The sequence below is a fragment of the Enterobacter sp. KBR-315C3_2022 genome (assembly GCF_041399425.1).
In the GTDB taxonomy this organism is placed as follows: domain Bacteria; phylum Pseudomonadota; class Gammaproteobacteria; order Enterobacterales; family Enterobacteriaceae; genus Enterobacter.
This window is the reverse complement of record NZ_JBGKEB010000007.1, coordinates 35,939-52,959: the sequence shown is the minus strand read 5'-3', so window position 1 is coordinate 52,959 and position 17,021 is coordinate 35,939. Positions and strand designations below refer to the sequence as shown.

The following is a 17,021-nucleotide window of genomic DNA, read 5'->3' as shown; positions in this document are numbered from 1 at the left end:
TGGATAAGGCGTATCGCCTTGTTGAGATAAATACTAGACCTCATCACGAACAACTAAAAGCGGAAGGATTTGCAGAAATCATTCAAATTTATTGATCAACAATTAACCGCTGCGGATGCGTATACACCGTCGCCCTTCCCGGCTTGCAAAAGCCGACCAGCGTCAGGTTGCAGCGCTCGGCCACCTCAACCGCTAGCGTGGTGGCCGCCGAGACGGCAAACAGGATTTCAACGCCGCACATCGCCGCCTTTTGCACCATCTCATAGCTGGCGCGGCTGGAGACCAGCGCGGCGCCGTGCTGCCAAACCTCGCTTTCGCGCGCCCTGCGCCCCAGCAGCTTGTCCAGCGCCACGTGGCGACCCACGTCTTCATGGCCGCCAATAATCTCTCCCGACGCCAGTACCCACGCCGCCGCGTGCGTACAGCCGCTCAGCTGGCCGATGGGCTGGACGTCATTCAGGTGCTCGAGTGCGCGGTCAAGATGGGCGAGGTTGAACGTCTGGGTAAACGAGAGCGGCGCGACGGGCTTGCCGATATCGTTAAGCTGCTCCACGCCGCACACGCCGCAGCCGGTGCGTCCGGCCAGCGCGCGTCGGCGCTCTTTCAGCGCCATGAAGCGTCGGCTTGAAAGCTCAATCTGCACCTCAAGCCCGTTGCAGGCCTGCACCACCTCCATGCCGTAGATCTCCTGCGGATGTTCAATGATGCCTTCTGAAAGGGAAAACCCGATGGCAAACAGCTCCAGATCCTTGGGCGAGGCCATCATCACCACGTGCGAAATGCCGTTGTAGACCAGCGCAACGGGAACTTCCTGCGCCAGGAAATCGGGGATGGCATCGCTAACGTGGGGCGGTCTGTGTACCGACAGCTCGACAATGCCCACGGGCAGCGGCGACGGACGGTTAACACGGTTTTGTTTAGACACAGCGGTATTCCTGAACAACCACGGAGGTGAGCCTGCTATTGCACCATAAACCACAGGCCCTGCGCATAGTATGGATCAACTTTTCGTCACCCATCCCCGTCAAGTTTACCTACTCACTAAGGAGAGGTGCAATGCGGACGCCGCTACACCCCTTTAACATGTAAGGGCTTTAAAGTGATCGTTATCACATTTTATAATCAATGCCGTGATAATACGTTCACTTTGTTTTAACCAGATAAGAACAGTCTTACCGACATTGTGGTATTCTGGATATATCCCTCGCGGAATTGAGGGTTTAACGCAAATTTTAAGCGCTGTGGTTACCGTTTAACCGCAGCGTAAAAACGAAAAGCAATGTCGAAATGAACCAAGGAGTGACCCATGCAGGTCAGCAGAAGGCAGTTCTTTAAGATCTGCGCTGGCGGTATGGCAGGCACAACGGCGGCGGCGCTGGGCTTTGCCCCAGGCGTAGCGCTGGCGGAAACGCGGCAGTATAAGCTGCTGCGCACCCGCGAAACCCGTAACACCTGCACGTACTGCTCCGTTGGCTGTGGGCTGTTAATGTACAGCCTCGGCGACGGTGCAAAAAACGCCAAAGCGTCTATTTTCCACATCGAAGGCGACCCGGATCACCCGGTTAACCGCGGCGCGCTGTGCCCGAAAGGGGCCGGTCTGGTGGACTTTATCCACTCTGAAAGCCGCCTGAAGTTCCCGGAATATCGTGCGCCAGGCTCCGATAAGTGGCAGCAAATCAGCTGGGAAACCGCGTTTGACCGCATCGCAAAACTCATCAAAGAAGATCGCGATGCCAACTTTATCGCTAAGAACGCTGACGGCGTCACGGTCAACCGCTGGCTCTCCACCGGCATGCTCTGCGCCTCGGCTTCCAGCAACGAAACCGGCTATTTAACCCAGAAATTCACGCGCGCACTCGGCATGCTCGCGGTCGACAACCAGGCGCGCGTCTGACACGGACCAACGGTAGCAAGTCTTGCTCCAACATTTGGTCGCGGTGCGATGACCAACCACTGGGTCGACATCAAAAACGCCAACCTTATCGTGGTGATGGGCGGTAACGCCGCTGAAGCGCACCCCGTCGGGTTCCGCTGGGCGATGGAAGCCAAAATCCACAACGGCGCGAAGCTGATTGTGATCGATCCCCGCTTTACGCGTACGGCGTCAGTGGCGGATTTCTACACCCCTATTCGTTCAGGTACTGACATCACTTTCCTGTCAGGCGTACTGCTGTACCTGATGACCAACGAAAAATACAACCGCGAATACACCGAAGCTTATACCAACGCCAGCCTGATCGTGCGTGAGGACTACAGCTTCGAAGATGGCCTGTTCAGCGGTTACGACGCGGAAAAACGCAAATACGACAAGACCAGCTGGAACTACGAGCTGGACGAAAAAGGCTTTGCGAAGCGCGACACCACTCTGCAACACCCGCGCTGCGTGTGGAACCTGCTGAAAGAGCACGTTTCCCGCTACACGCCGGAAGTTGTCGAAAACATCTGCGGCACGCCGAAAGCGGACTTCCTGAAGGTCTGCGAGATGATCGCGGAAACCAGCGCCAAAGATAAGACCGCGTCGTTCCTGTATGCGCTCGGCTGGACGCAGCACTCCATCGGCGCGCAGAACATTCGCACCATGGCGATGGTGCAATTGCTGCTCGGCAACATGGGCATGGCGGGCGGCGGCGTGAACGCCCTGCGCGGCCACTCCAACATTCAGGGTCTGACCGACCTCGGCCTGCTGTCGCAGAGCCTGACGGGCTACATGAACCTGCCGAGCGAGAAGCAAACCGACCTGCAAACCTACCTGACGGCCAGCACGCCAAAACCGCTGCTCGAAGGCCAGGTGAACTACTGGGGCAACTATCCGAAGTTCTTCGTCTCGCTGATGAAAGCCTTCTACGGCGACAAGGCGACGGCGGAAAACAGCTGGGGCTTTGACTGGCTGCCGAAGTGGGACAAAGGCTACGACGTGCTTCAGTATTTCGAAATGATGCACCAGGGCCAGGTCAACGGCTACATCTGCCAGGGCTTTAACCCGGTGGCCTCGTTCCCGAACAAGAACAAGGTTGTCGAATCGCTCTCAAAACTGAAGTTCCTGGTGACGATTGATCCGCTCAACACCGAAACCTCGACCTTCTGGCAGAACCACGGCGAGTCGAACGACGTCGATCCGTCGAAGATTCAGACCGAAGTGTTCCGCCTGCCGTCCACCTGCTTCGCAGAAGAGAACGGGTCTATCGTTAACTCCGGCCGCTGGCTGCAGTGGCACTGGAAGGGCGCGGACGCCCCTGGCATCGCCCTGAACGACGGCGAGATCCTGGCCGGCATCTTCTTGCGCCTGCGTAAGATGTACGCCTCCGAAGGCGGCGCGACCCCGGAACCGGTCCTGAACATGACCTGGAACTACTCGACGCCGGAAAACCCTGCGCCGGAAGAAGTGGCGATGGAGAGCAACGGCAAGGCGCTGGCGGACGTTATCGACCCGGCGACCGGTACCGTGCTGGCGAAGAAAGGCGATCAGCTCAGCACCTTTGCGCACCTGCGCGATGACGGCACCACCTCCAGCGGCTGCTGGATCTTCGCTGGCAGCTGGACGCCGAAGGGCAACCAGATGGCCAACCGCGATAACGCCGACCCGTCGGGCCTCGGCAATACGCTGGGCTGGGCGTGGGCGTGGCCGCTGAACCGCCGCATCCTCTATAACCGCGCCTCCGCTGATCCGCAGGGCAACCCGTGGGATCCGAAGCGTCAGCTTCTGAAGTGGGACGGCGCGAAGTGGGGCGGCGTGGACATTCCGGACTACAGCACTGCCGCACCGGGCAGCGACGTCGGGCCGTTCATCATGCAGCCTGAAGGGATGGGACGCCTGTTTGCTATCGACAAGATGGCGGAAGGGCCGTTCCCGGAACACTACGAGCCGTTTGAAACGCCGCTGGGCACCAACCCGCTGCACCCGAACGTGGTCTCTAACCCGGCCGCGCGTATCTTCAAGGGCGACTTTGAGGCGCTGGGTAAAAAGGACAAGTTCCCGTACGTGGGCACCACCTACCGTCTGACCGAGCACTTCCACTACTGGACCAAGCACGCGCTGCTTAACGCCATCGCGCAGCCGGAACAGTTCGTGGAGATCGGCGAGAAGCTGGCGGATAAGCTCGGCATCGCCCATGGCGATACCGTGAAGGTCTCCTCCAACCGCGGCTACATCAAGGCCAAGGCGGTGGTGACCAAGCGTATTCGCACGCTGAACGTTCACGGCCAGCAGGTGGATACCATCGGTATTCCGATTCACTGGGGTTACGAGGGCGTGGCGAAGAAAGGGTTCATTGCGAACACCCTGACGCCGTTCGTCGGCGATGCGAACACGCAGACGCCGGAGTTTAAGGCCTTCCTCGTGAACGTGGAAAAGGTGTAACGGAGACGACCTATGGCTTATCAATCTCAAGACATTATCCGTCGTTCCGCGACTAACGGTTTCACCCCCGCACCTCAGGCGCGGGACCACCAGCAGGAAGTGGCGAAGCTTATCGACGTGACCACCTGCATCGGCTGTAAAGCCTGTCAGGTGGCCTGCTCGGAGTGGAACGACCTGCGTGACGAAGTGGGTCATAACGTCGGGGTGTACGATAACCCCGCGGACCTGACCGCCAAGTCCTGGACGGTGATGCGTTTCTCCGAGGTGGAGCAAAACGACAAGCTGGAATGGCTGATCCGCAAAGACGGCTGTATGCACTGCGCGGACCCGGGCTGCCTGAAGGCATGCCCGTCGGAAGGGGCCATCATTCAGTACGCCAACGGCATCGTCGACTTCCAGTCCGAACAGTGCATCGGCTGCGGCTACTGCATCGCGGGCTGTCCGTTCGACGTGCCGCGCCTGAACCCGGAAGACAACCGCGTCTACAAATGCACGCTGTGCGTAGACCGCGTCACCGTCGGCCAGGAGCCTGCGTGCGTGAAGACCTGCCCAACCGGCGCGATCCACTTTGGCTCCAAAGAGGACATGAAAACGCTGGCGGGTGAGCGCGTATCCGAGCTGAAAACCCGTGGTTACGACAACGCGGGCCTGTACGATCCGGCCGGGGTGGGTGGTACGCACGTGATGTACGTGCTGCACCACGCCGACAAGCCGAACCTGTACCACGGCCTGCCGGAGAACCCGGAAATCAGCGCCACCGTGAAGTTCTGGAAAGGCATCTGGAAACCGCTGGCAGCGGTAGGCTTTGCTGCCACCTTCGCAGCGAGCATCTTCCACTACGTCGGCGTCGGTCCGAACCGTGCGGAAGAGGAAGACGACAACCTGCATGAAGAGAAAGACGAGGTGCGCAAATGAGAAAACGTGACACCATCGTGCGCTACACCGCGCCGGAACGCATCAACCACTGGGTCACCGCCTTCTGCTTCATGCTGGCGGCGATAAGCGGGCTGGGGTTCTTCTTCCCGTCCTTCAACTGGCTGATGCAGATCATGGGGACACCGCAGCTGGCGCGTATACTGCACCCGTTTGTTGGCGTCATCATGTTCGCGTCGTTCATCATCATGTTTTTCCGATACTGGCACCATAACCTAATCAATCGGGATGATATCTTTTGGGCGAAGAATATTCGTAAGATCGTCGTCAACGAGGAAGTGGGTGATACCGGGCGCTATAACTTCGGCCAGAAATGCGTATTCTGGGCGGCGATTATCTTCCTGGTCCTGTTGCTGGCAAGCGGCGTGATCATCTGGCGTCCGTACTTTGCGCCTGCTTTCTCAATCCCGGTGATCCGATTCGCGCTGATGCTGCATTCATTTGCCGCAGTGGCGTTGATTGTGGTTATCATGGTGCATATCTACGCCGCCCTCTGGGTGAAAGGCACCATTACCGCGATGGTGGAAGGCTGGGTTACCAAAACGTGGGCGAAGAAACATCACCCGCGCTGGTACCGCGAAGTCCGCCAGAAACAGGAAAAGTCATCTGAATGAGTATTCGCATAATCCCGCAAGATGAGCTGGGGTCGAGCGAGAAACGCACGGCGGATTATATTCCGCCGCTGTTATTCCCCAGACTCAAGAACCTCTACAACCGCCGCGCGGAGCGTCTGCGCGAGCTGGCCGAGAGCAACCCGCTGGGCGATTTTCTGCGCTTTGCGGCGCTGGTCGCCCACGCGCAGGAAGTGGTGCTGTACGACCACCCGCTGCAGATGGACCTCACCGCGCGCATCAAGGAAGCCAGCGATCGGGGCAAGCCGCCGCTGGATATTCACGTCCTGCCGCGCGACAAGCACTGGCATAAGCTGCTGCACTCGCTGATTGCCGAGCTGAAGCCCGAGATGAGCGGCACCGCGCTGGCGGTGATCGAGAATCTGGAAAAAGCGTCGGACATGGAGCTGGAAGAGATGGCGAGCGCGCTGTTTGCGTCCGACTTCTCATTGGTGAGCAGCGATAAAGCGCCGTTTATCTGGGCCGCCCTGTCGCTCTACTGGGCGCAGATGGCGAGCCTGATCCCCGGCAAAGCGCGCGCCGAATACGGCGAAGCGCGTCAGTTCTGCCCGGTCTGCGGCTCCATGCCGGTATCGAGCATGGTGCAAATCGGCACCACGCAGGGGCTGCGCTACCTGCACTGCAACCTGTGCGAAACCGAGTGGCACGTGGTGCGCATCAAGTGCAGCAACTGCGAGCAGACCCGCGACCTCAACTACTGGTCGCTGGAAAATGAAGACGCGGCGGTGAAAGCCGAAAGCTGCGGCGACTGCGGAACCTACCTGAAGATCCTCTATCAGGAAAAAGACCCGAAAGTCGAAGCCGTGGCCGACGATCTCGCCTCGCTGATTCTGGACGCAAAGATGGAGCAAGAGGGCTTTGCCCGCAGCTCGATCAACCCGTTCCTGTTCCCGGGTGAAGGGGAGTAATCTCCTGTAGTGGCTCGTACCTTGCGAGCCACGCTCCGTTTTCTTGTTAATCCCCCCGTCGCTTCCTGCATTTTCGGATTCTGTTTACCCCCCCTTCCGTAGATAAATCGGCCTTTCTTCGCCACTATTCCCGCCTTATCAAAACATGACAAATTGCAAGGGAATATGTCGAAATGGAATTTCGAACCTTAGCGCCCCTTACGCGCTTTTCTTTTCGCTGCGCGTTTCTCTGCCTCTCTTCGGCCGCCGTCGCCGCGCCGGGGGACGAGCAGTTTATTCTGCAACAGCAGCGCCAGCAGGCGCTGGAAGCCCAGCTGACGCCTCCCGCGCCCGACGTTCGGCTGCAAGCGCCTGAAAAGCGCGACGACGGCGGCGAGTTTGCGGCCGAAACGCCCTGCTTCACGATCCGTGACGTCACGCTGTCCGGGCACGACGCGCTCCCGCACTGGGTGCCGCTGCAGCGCATGGCCAATCAGGCCGTGGGGAAATGCCTCGGCGCGAAGGGTATCAACCACGTCATGAGCCTGCTGCAAAACCGGCTGATTTCCCACGGCTGGACGACCGCTCGCGTGCTGGCTCCCGCGCAGGATTTAAAAAGCGGGCATTTGGCGCTGGCCGTTATTCCAGGGAAGATCCGCCACGTCAGGTTAACCGACGACAGCAGCCGCTGGCTGTGGCTGTACAGCGCCTTCCCGGCTCACGACGGCAACCTGCTTGATCTGCGTGATATCGAGCAGGGCCTCGAGAACCTCCAGCGCCTGCCCACCGTGAAGGTCGAAATGGACATCGTTCCGGCCGAGCGGCCCGGCGAGAGCGATATCGTCATTACCCGCGAGCAAAGTAAGTTCTGGCGGCTTGGCCTGTCGCTTGATGATTCCGGCACCTCGTCCACGGGCCGCTATCAGGGCGGGATGACGCTTTCGCTGGATAACCCGCTGGCGCTGAGCGATCTCTTCTGGTTCTCCATTAACCATGACCTCCAGACCGGGCCGGAAAAAGGCAACCAGAACCTCAGCGCCCACTGGTCCGTTCCCGTGGGCTGGTGGGCATTTTCCTTCACCGGCAGCGACTACCACTACCACCAGACCGTGGCGGGCCTTAACGGCGACATTCGCTACAGCGGTAAAAGCCAGAGCCTGGTGGCGCAGGCCAGCCGGGTGCTGCACCGCAGCAGCGCGCAGAAAACCACCTTCACCTGGGACGTAGAAAGCCGGATAACGAAAAACTACATCGACGACACCGAGGTGGAGGTGCAGCGCCGCCACGTCTCCTCCTGGAAGGCCGGGCTTCAGCATCGCCACTATATCGGCCCCGCCACGCTTGATGCGGGCATCAGCTACCAGCGCGGCACGCGGTGGTTTGGCGCGCAGCCTGCCCCGGAAGAGACGTTCGAAGAAGCCACCGCGCTAGGCCGTATTCTTCGCACCAACGCGCGCCTGAGCCTGCCGTTTGAGCTGAGCGCGCAGCGCCTGCGCTACGACGTGGCCTGGCAGCGTCAGACCAGCAACACGCCGCTCACGTCGCAGGATCAGTTCTCCATCGGCGGGCGCTGGACGGTGCGCGGCTTTGACGGCGAACGCACGCTTAACGCCGATCGCGGCTGGCTGGTGCGTAACGATCTCTCCTGGCAGACCCCGCTTGCCGGAGCCGAATTTTACCTTGCAGCCGACTACGGCGAGGTCGCGGGCAAGGGGACCGAATACCTCACGGGCGCTCACCTGGCCGGTGGCGCCGCGGGCCTGCGCGGCGCGATCTGGAAAGTGGGTTACGACGCCTTCGCGGGCGTACCCTTCTCCCGCCCCGACGGCTTTAAAACCAGCCCGGCGACCTTCGGCTTCAACCTGAATATGGATTTCTGACCGCGCGCGAGGGCAGCCGACGGAGCCGTCACTGCCCGCTGTACGGACATAAAAATAAAAGGATTTCACCATGAATAAACGCCTGCACCGTATCGTCTTCAATAAAGCCCGCGGCATGCTGATGGTCGTCTCCGAGCTTGCCCGCGGCTGTACGGGAAGCGCGGCCTCTTCCGGCATCGGGCACGCTCTTCAGCGCCTTGTCTGCCGCGTCGGGGCGCTCAGCCTCGCCCTGTGGTTGGCCTCCGGTGCAGTAACGGTACAGGCCGCCGGCATCGTGGCGGACGCCTCCGCGCCCGCGAAGCAACAGCCCACCGTCATCAGCAGCGCAAACGGTACGACGCAGGTGAATATCCAGACGCCGTCGGCGGGCGGCGTCTCCCGCAATACCTACAGCCAGTTCGACGTGGGCCGGGATGGGGTGATCCTCAACAACTCGCATAAAAACGCCTCAACCCAGATCGGCGGCATGGTCACGGCCAACCCGTGGCTGGCGAAGGGCGAGGCGAAGGTCATCCTCAACGAGGTGAACGCGCGCAACCCGAGCCAGCTCAACGGCTACATCGAAGTGGCCGGGCAGAAGGCCGACGTGGTCATCGCCAGCCCGTCCGGCATTACCTGCGACGGCTGCGGCTTTATCAACGCCGGGCGCGCCACGCTGACCACAGGCACCGCGCAGATGCAGGACGGCCGGATAACCAGGTATCAGGTGGAGCGCGGTGAGATCGCCGTGAACGGCAGCGGGCTGGATGCCTCACGGCAGACGCACACCGACATCATCGCCCGGGCGGTACAGGTGAACGCCGCCATTCACGCACAGGATCTGCGCGTCACCGCCGGGCGCAACGCGGTGGATGCCGCCCATGAAAAGGTCACCGCCCTCGCGGGTAGCGGTTCGGCGAAGCCCGCGCTGGCGCTGGACGTCGCGCAGGTCGGCGGCATGTACGCCGGAAAAATTCGCCTGCTCGGCACGGAAAAAGGCGTCGGGGTGCGCAACGCGGGCAATATCGGCGCGGAAGCGGGCGCGGTCACCCTTTCCGCCGACGGGCGTATTGAAAACAGCGGCAACATCACCGCGCAGCAGGATATCCGCCTCACCACGAACGAGAACCTCACCAGCAGCGGCACGGTCTACGCAGGCGGTAACGCCGCGGTCACCGCCGCTGGCGCGCTGCACCACGACGGTTTTCTGGCCGGGGCGGGCAGCGTGAAGGTTGAAGCAGACCACGTGACCGGCACCTCGCGGAGCGTTCTGGCGGCTGGACTCAACGCTGACGGCAGCGTTGCTGACCGCGGAGACCTGACCGTCACCAGCCGCGGCCAGTTAAGCTCGCAGGGGCAGCACCAGGCCGCGGGCGACGCGCGCCTGACCGGCAGCGGCCTCGATCTGCACGGCAGCCAGACCGCCGGGCGCAACGTGACCCTGAACGCACAGGGCAAGGACGTCATCACCGCGCAGGCCACCGTCGGCGCGCGACGGAGCCTGACGGTGCAGCAGGCCGCGACGATAGACAACCGCGGGGGCGCGCTCGGCGGCGAGACGCTTGCTCTTGATGCCCGCCGCCTGCTCAACGCGGGAGGCAAGCTGGTGCAGACCGGCACGAACGACCTGACGCTCGCCCTGCGGGACGGGCTGGATAACCAGGACGGCGCCATCAGCAGCAACGCAAAGCGGTTCACCATCGACACCACAACGCTAAACAACACGCGCGGCCAGCTGCTGCACGGCGGCGAGCAGTTCACCGTTTCCGCCAGCAGCGTACAGGGCAACGGCGGCGAGCTGTTCAGCAGCGGCAGCCTGACGTTAAGCGCGGGCCAGCTGCAGATGGACGACAGCGTAACCCAGGCACAGCGGCTGACGGTCAATGCCGACAGCCTCTCGCACCGCAGTGGAACGATGTTACAGATCGGCGACGACGCGATGTCGCTCACCCTGCGGGGCGGGCTGGATAACCAGGACGGGCAGATTATTGCGCAGAACGGCGGCCTGACCTTCAGCGCCGCGCAGGTCAACAACCGGCAGGGCACGCTCGCCGCGGCCGGTGCGCTGACCGGGAAAAGCACCGCCTTCGATAACACCGACGGTCTGATCCAGACAAACGCCGCCCTGACGCTCGACACGCAGGGGCAAACGCTCATCAACCAGCAGGGCAGCGAGCGCGGGGGGATTTTCAGCGGCGGCAGCCTGACGCTCAACAGCGGCGAGCTGAATAACGCGCAGGGCCTTATCGCGAGCGGCAGCGACATCAGCATCGACACGCAGGGCCAGGCGCTCAACAACCAGAACGGCGCGATTCAGGCCGCCGGGCAGGCCGCGCTACGCGTCAGCGAGCTGGACAACCGCCGCGGCAGCCTGGCGGGCGGTGCCATTGACGTTCAGGCCACCGCCCTGCTCAACCAGGACGGCGAGCTGCTCTCTCCCGGCGATATCCAGATTGCCGCCGGGCTGACGGACAACACCGCGGGCCTGATGCGCAGCGGCGGCACGCTGTCCGTCACCGCGCAGTCATTGCTGAACGACGCCACCTCCGGCGAAGACCGGGGCATCGAGGGCGACACCGTGAGCATCGTCAGCCAGACCGTCAGCAACGCGGAGGGAGCCATGCGGGCTGGCCGACAGCTCGCCCTAAACGTGACCACCGCGCTCAACAACGCCCTCGGCCTGCTCTCCGCCGAACGGCAGCTGGACGTCAGCGGCGGAAAAACGCTCAGCGTCACCAACACCGGCGGCACGCTGATCGCCGATGAAGGCGTAGGCCTCACTGCGCGCGACCTTAGCGGCGACGGCGAGATCCTCTCTCTGGGCGATCTCGCCCTGACGCTTGCGCAGGCGTTCACCAACAGCGGGCGGGTTATCGCGGTCGGCAACGCCAACATCAGTGTTGCCAAGGCGGTGACCAACAACGCGCAGATTCAGGCGGGCGGCACGCTGACGCTCGCGGCGAACAAGCTGACCAATAACGCTGACAGCGAGATCAGCGCCGGTGAAAATCACCTGATCATTAAGAACGCCGTGACCAACAAAGGCCTGCTCGACGGTGGCCTCACCTGGATTGAGAGCGGCTCGCTCACCAACGCCCCTTCCGGGCGCATCTACGGCGACCACGTCGCCATCGCCACCGGCACGCTGGATAACTCCGGCAACGGCAAAAAGGCGCCGGTCATCGCCGCCCGCGCGCGGCTGGACATCGGGGCGCAGACCGTGACCAACCGGGAGCACGGCCTGATTTACAGCGACGGCGACATGGCGATCGGCGGCACGCTGGACGAGAACCATATGGCCAGCGGCCAGGCGCAGCTGATCGACAACCACAGCGCGCGCATCGAGGCTGGCGGCAGCCTGCGGCTTGACGTCGCCACGCTGAACAACATTAACGACCACCTGAGCACAAAAATCGTCACCACCGAAACCAGCAAGCGTCACGAGATGACGTACCAGGGCGACATCGTGCGCTACGACTGGAGCGAGGTCGATCTCAGCAAAACGGACAAGTACGGCGTCCACGACGCGCAGACGCCGGACGGGAAAGGCGGCAAGGAGTTTTACGAGTACGACTACACCCGCAAGGTGCAGGAGACGCAGGTCACCCGCAGCGATCCGGGCCAGATTATCGCGGGCGGCAACATGGCCATCACCGCCGGACAGATAACCAACCGCGACAGCCAGATTGTGGCAGGCGGCACGCTCAGCGCGCTTGCAGGCCGGATTGATAACGAAGCCACCACCGGCGTGCGTATCACCACCGATACCGGCACCCAGACCCGTTGGTACGCCAAAAAGAAGAAGAAAAAGGTAGGCGGCACCAAAACGACACAGGGCAAGGACCGGAGCAGCTACGCCCCGGCACCGCTGACGGAGACGATCGATCTCGGCATTCTCGCCTGGCAGGGCAACGCCAGCGTGACCGGCTCCGGCACCGTCATCACCGCGCGGGACGACGTGCAGCTCAGCGGCCCGGAGAGCGCGCGCGGCGACAGCAGCCTCTCCCCGGTCGTTATCGTTCCGGTCACCGCCAGCGGCGAGACGCCGCGTGAAATCCGGGTGCTGACGCCCGACGTCCGCCTGCCGGACAGCAGCCTTTACGTGGTGCATCCGGAAAGCAGCGCGGGCTACCTGGTGGAGACCGATCCGCGCTTTGCGAACAACCGCGAATGGCTCGGCTCGGATTATATGATGAGCCAGCTGACCCGCGACCCGGACCGGATCCTGCGTCGCCTCGGCGATGGCTACTACGAGCAGAAGCTGATCCGCGATCAGGTCATGGCCCTGACGGGGCAGCGCTTCCTCGGGAACTACGCCAGCGACGAGGCCCAGTATCAGGCGCTAATGGACAACGGCGTCACCTTCGCCCGCCAGTACAACCTGGTGCCGGGCGTCGCCCTGACGCCGGAGCAGATGGCCCTGCTCACCACCGACATGGTGTGGATGGTGACGCAGACCGTCACCCTGCCGGACGGCAGCCGCGAAGAGGTGCTGGTGCCGCAGGTGTATGCCCGCGTGCAGCCCGGCGACGTTGACGGCAGCGGCGCGCTGCTGGCCGGGCGCCAGGTGGCGCTGAACGTGGCGGGCGACCTGACCAACAGCGGCACCCTCGCCGGACGCGAGCGCGCGCAGGTTTCCGCGCAGAACATCAGCAACACCGGGCGCATGGACGCCGGAGCGCTTAGCCTCGCCGCCCGGGATGACATCATCAACACCGGCGGACGGCTCACCGGGCGCGACGGCGTGACGCTCGCCGCCGGGCGGGACATCATCAGCCGCAGCACGATTACCACCAACGCCGACGGCCAGTACATTGACCGTCTGGCCACGGTGTTCGTCCAGAACGAGAACGGCACGCTGCAGCTCGCCGCACGCAACGACATTCGCCTGGACGCCACGCAGATCAACAGCCAGGGCGACGCCCTGCTGCAGGCCGGACACGACATCACCCTCGGCGTGCAGACGCTGACCCACAGCGAGGAAAGCAGCTTCGGCAAGGACACCTGGCGCACCCTGACCCAGCACGAGGATGCGGGCAGCAGCCTCACGGCCCGCGGCAACCTCACGCTCGCGGCGGGCAATAACCTGATCGCCACCGCCGCCGCGCTCGACGCCGGGATGGCGCTGATGGTGCAGGCTGACAACGACGTCACCATCAATGCCGGACGGAGCGGCTATCACCTCACCGAACACAGCAAGCAGCAGAGCAGCGGCCTGCTCTCGGGCAAATCGCTGGAGACCCACGACGAGACCCTGGTTAACCGCGCCACCGCCTCCCGCCTGGGCGGCGACAGCGTGACCATCGTCAGCGGCCGGGACCTCACCGTCAGCGGCAGCCAGGTCATCGGCACGCAGGACGTGGCGCTCGCCGCCGGGAATAACCTGTCGGTGACAACTGCCGAAGAGTCCTCGCAGGAAATCCACTGGCGGCAGGAGAAAAAAACCGGCCTGTCCGGCACGGGCGGCATTGGCGCCAGCTACGGCAAGCAGAGCCTTAAGATCTCCGACACCGCGCAGGACGCCACCCATCGCGGCAGCACCATCGGCTCCGTTAACGGCAATGTCACCCTGAGCGCGGGCAACGCCCTGAGCGTCCACGGCTCAGAGCTGATTGCCGGGCAGGACATGACGCTCGCCGGGAAAAACGTCAGCATCACCGCCGCCACCGACAGCGGCACCCAGACCCACACCGTCGAGCAGAAAACCTCCGGCCTGACCCTCGCGCTCTCCGGCGCTGCGGGCGGCGCGCTCGACAGCAGCGTCCGCACCCTGCAGCAGGCCAGTGAGACCGGTAACGACCGCCTCGCCGCCCTGCAGGCGGTGAAAGGCGCGCTGACCATCGGACAGGGCGCGCAGTCCGTCCTGCTCGACCAGGCCACCGGCAACCAGAAGGGCAACGACAACACCATCGGCGTCAGCCTCTCCTACGGCAGCCAGTCGTCAACCTCCACCCAGACCAGCACGCAGGCCACCGCGAAAGGCAGCAGCCTCACCGCCGGGAATAACCTCACCGTGGTGGCAACCGACGGCGACCTGCTGGTTCACGGCAGCCAGCTTGACGCGCAGAACGACCTGTGGTTACAGGCCAGCCGCGACGTGAACCTGATATCCGCCCTCAATACCTCGACGCTCGACGGCAAAAACGAAAGCCACGGCGGCAGCGCGGGCGTCGGTATCGGCTACGGCTCCGGCGGCGTTGGCTTCAGCGTCTCCGCCAGCGTCAACGGCGGCAAAGGCACAGAGCGCGGCAACGGCACCACCCACACCGAATCCCTTTTGAACGCCGGGGAGACGCTCAGCATCGTCAGCGGCCGCGACGCCACCCTCGCCGGGGCGCAGGCCCGCGGCAAAACCGTCGTCGCGGATATCGGGCGCAATCTGACCCTCGCCAGCGGGCAGGACACCGACAGCTACGACAGCAAACAGCAGAATATCAGCGCGGGCGGCAGCTTCTCCATTGGCTCCATGAGCGGCTCCGCCAGCGTCAGCTACAGCCGCGACAGGATGACCAGCGACTATGCCTCCGTGAAGGAGCAGACCGGCATCTTCGCGGGCACCGGCGGCTTTGACATCACCGTCGGCGACCACACGCAGCTCGACGGCGCGGTTATCGCCTCCACCGCCGCCGCGGACAGAAACCGCCTCGACACCGGGACGCTCGGCTGGACCGACATCCATAACGCCGCCGAATACGACGTGCAGCACCAGAGCGCGGGCATCAGCACCGGCGGCAGCATCGCCGGGCAGTTCGCAGGCAACATGGCGAGCAACCTGCTGGTCGGCGCGGACAGCAGCGGCAGCGCCGAGGGCACGACGCGCTCGGCGATTGAAAGCGGCACGGTGGTGGTGCGCGACACCACAAGCCAGACGCAGGACGTGGCGGACCTGAGCCGCGACACGGCGAACGCCAACGGCAGCATCGACGCCATCTTCGACAAGGAGAAGGAGCAGCGCAGGATGGAGGAGGCGCAGCTTATCGCCGAAATCGGCATGCAGGTGGCGGATATCGCTAAAACGCAGGGTGAAATCGCGAAGCAGGAGGCCATGAAGGACCCGGCCGCGCTCAGCGCCGCGGAGGAGAAGCTGAGGGGCGACGGCAAGAGCAACCCGACCCCGCAGGAGATAGCCGACCAGGCCGGGCGCACGGCGATGGAGCAGTACGGCACGGGAAGCGACATGCAGCGCGCCATCCAGGCCGCCACCGCGGCCGCTCAGGGGCTGGCGGGCGGCGACATGACCGCCGCGCTGGCCGGAGCCGCCGCGCCGTACGTGGCGGAAATTATCGGCCACCGGATGGGGCTGGAGAAGGAAGGTAAAGAGGCCGAAAAAGCCGCCGCCCATGCGGTGGCGAACGCCGTGCTGGCCGCGATGCAGGGCAAGGACGCACTTGCGGGCGCGGCGGGAGCGCTGGCCGGAGAGCTGGCGGGCAGTATCGCGCTGGAGATGTACGGCAAGGATGTTACTGCGCTGAGTGAAAGTGAAAAGCAGACCATCAGCGCGCTGGCGACCCTTGCCGCAGGAATAGCGGGCGGCGTAGCGGGAGACGGCACGGCAAGCGCCATTGCCGGGGCGCAGTCTGGGAAGACGGTGGTTGAGAATAACTCGCTGAGCCTGGTAACCAGAGGGTGTGCGGTTGCTGCTCCATGCCGGACGAAAGTTGCCGAGCAGTTGCTGGAAATAGGTGCAAAAGCAGGAGTAGCTAGCCTTGCCGGTAAGGCTATCAAGGATATTGCTGACAAGATGACATCAGACGAACTGGAACATCTTGTTACCCTGGAAATGATGGGTAATGATGAAATTACTAGTAAGTATCTTAGTTCACTCCAAGATAAATATTCACCTGCGCATACTGGGGGCGATCAACAGAGTGGTACCGAACATATCGGAATACTGGAAAATCCACTACCAGACATGAGTAAAGGAACTTCACTAGTTACACCAGATCAATCCGATAAGAATAGTTTTGTTATTACAGTATCCCCTGAAAGTCAGCCGGGGAAAAATGACGGCATATATATTAACCCGAGACCTATAGAAAATAGCGGCACACGTTATGTTTCTGAGTCAGTTGATAAAAATAGTTCTGCTAGCGCAGGAGATTTCTTTAAAGGAACAACATATACGGATAAAGTTAAGCAACAAGCTTCTTCTGGAGATTATCACTCATTCCCTGAATCTGTGGATAGTTATGCAGGAGAGGGGAAAATATCTGTAATCACAGGAGGCGATGGTGTGGAGCGTTTAAGACTACAGATATCTGGTAGTTATCGTGGACATGAAGGTGTATTTGAATACATTCGTGAACCAAATGGTTCCATAAATCACCGACTTTTTGTACCTAAATCATAGTGA

7 protein-coding genes are annotated in these 17,021 nt (G+C 62.3%); 6 read left to right on the top strand and 1 reads right to left on the bottom strand.

Annotation, left to right across the window (positions count from 1 at the left end; all coding sequences use genetic code 11):
- Window positions 1-88: 88 nt before the first annotated feature.
- Window positions 89-925 (bottom strand): formate dehydrogenase accessory sulfurtransferase FdhD, encoded by an 837-nt coding sequence (fdhD, locus tag AB8804_RS09415; RefSeq protein ID WP_371185291.1) that lies wholly within the window; start codon window positions 923-925, stop codon window positions 89-91.
- A gap of 381 nt (window positions 926-1,306) precedes the next feature.
- On the opposite strand from fdhD, the gene fdnG reads away from it, so the two are divergent.
- From fdnG to AB8804_RS09385, 6 genes are all read left to right on the top strand, one after another.
- The gene (fdnG, locus tag AB8804_RS09410) at window positions 1,307-4,357 is read left to right on the top strand and encodes a formate dehydrogenase-N subunit alpha (protein ID WP_371185288.1); all 3,051 of its coding nucleotides are present in this window, start codon (window positions 1,307-1,309) and stop codon (window positions 4,355-4,357) included.
- A gap of 12 nt (window positions 4,358-4,369) precedes the next feature.
- A complete protein-coding gene (gene fdxH, locus AB8804_RS09405; RefSeq protein WP_371185286.1) occupies window positions 4,370-5,272 on the top strand; it encodes a formate dehydrogenase subunit beta in 903 nt (300 codons plus the stop codon).
- Window positions 5,269-5,904 carry a formate dehydrogenase cytochrome b556 subunit gene (gene fdoI / locus AB8804_RS09400; RefSeq protein WP_371185284.1) on the top strand — a complete coding sequence of 212 codons (636 nt, stop codon included), beginning with the start codon at window positions 5,269-5,271 and terminating at the stop codon, window positions 5,902-5,904. Before fdxH ends, fdoI begins: the two co-directional genes overlap by 4 nt.
- Window positions 5,901-6,830, top strand: coding sequence for a formate dehydrogenase accessory protein FdhE (gene fdhE / locus AB8804_RS09395; protein WP_371185282.1), 930 nt, complete (start codon window positions 5,901-5,903; stop codon window positions 6,828-6,830). Before fdoI ends, fdhE begins: the two co-directional genes overlap by 4 nt.
- 173 nt (window positions 6,831-7,003) lie before the next feature.
- The gene (locus AB8804_RS09390) at window positions 7,004-8,689 is read left to right on the top strand and encodes a ShlB/FhaC/HecB family hemolysin secretion/activation protein (protein ID WP_371185280.1); all 1,686 of its coding nucleotides are present in this window, start codon (window positions 7,004-7,006) and stop codon (window positions 8,687-8,689) included.
- Window positions 8,690-8,759: 70 nt separating this feature from the next.
- Window positions 8,760-17,018, top strand: a complete 8,259-nt coding sequence (locus AB8804_RS09385) for a hemagglutinin repeat-containing protein (RefSeq protein WP_371185278.1) — start codon at window positions 8,760-8,762, stop codon at window positions 17,016-17,018.
- The last annotated feature ends 3 nt before the right edge of the window (window positions 17,019-17,021 follow it).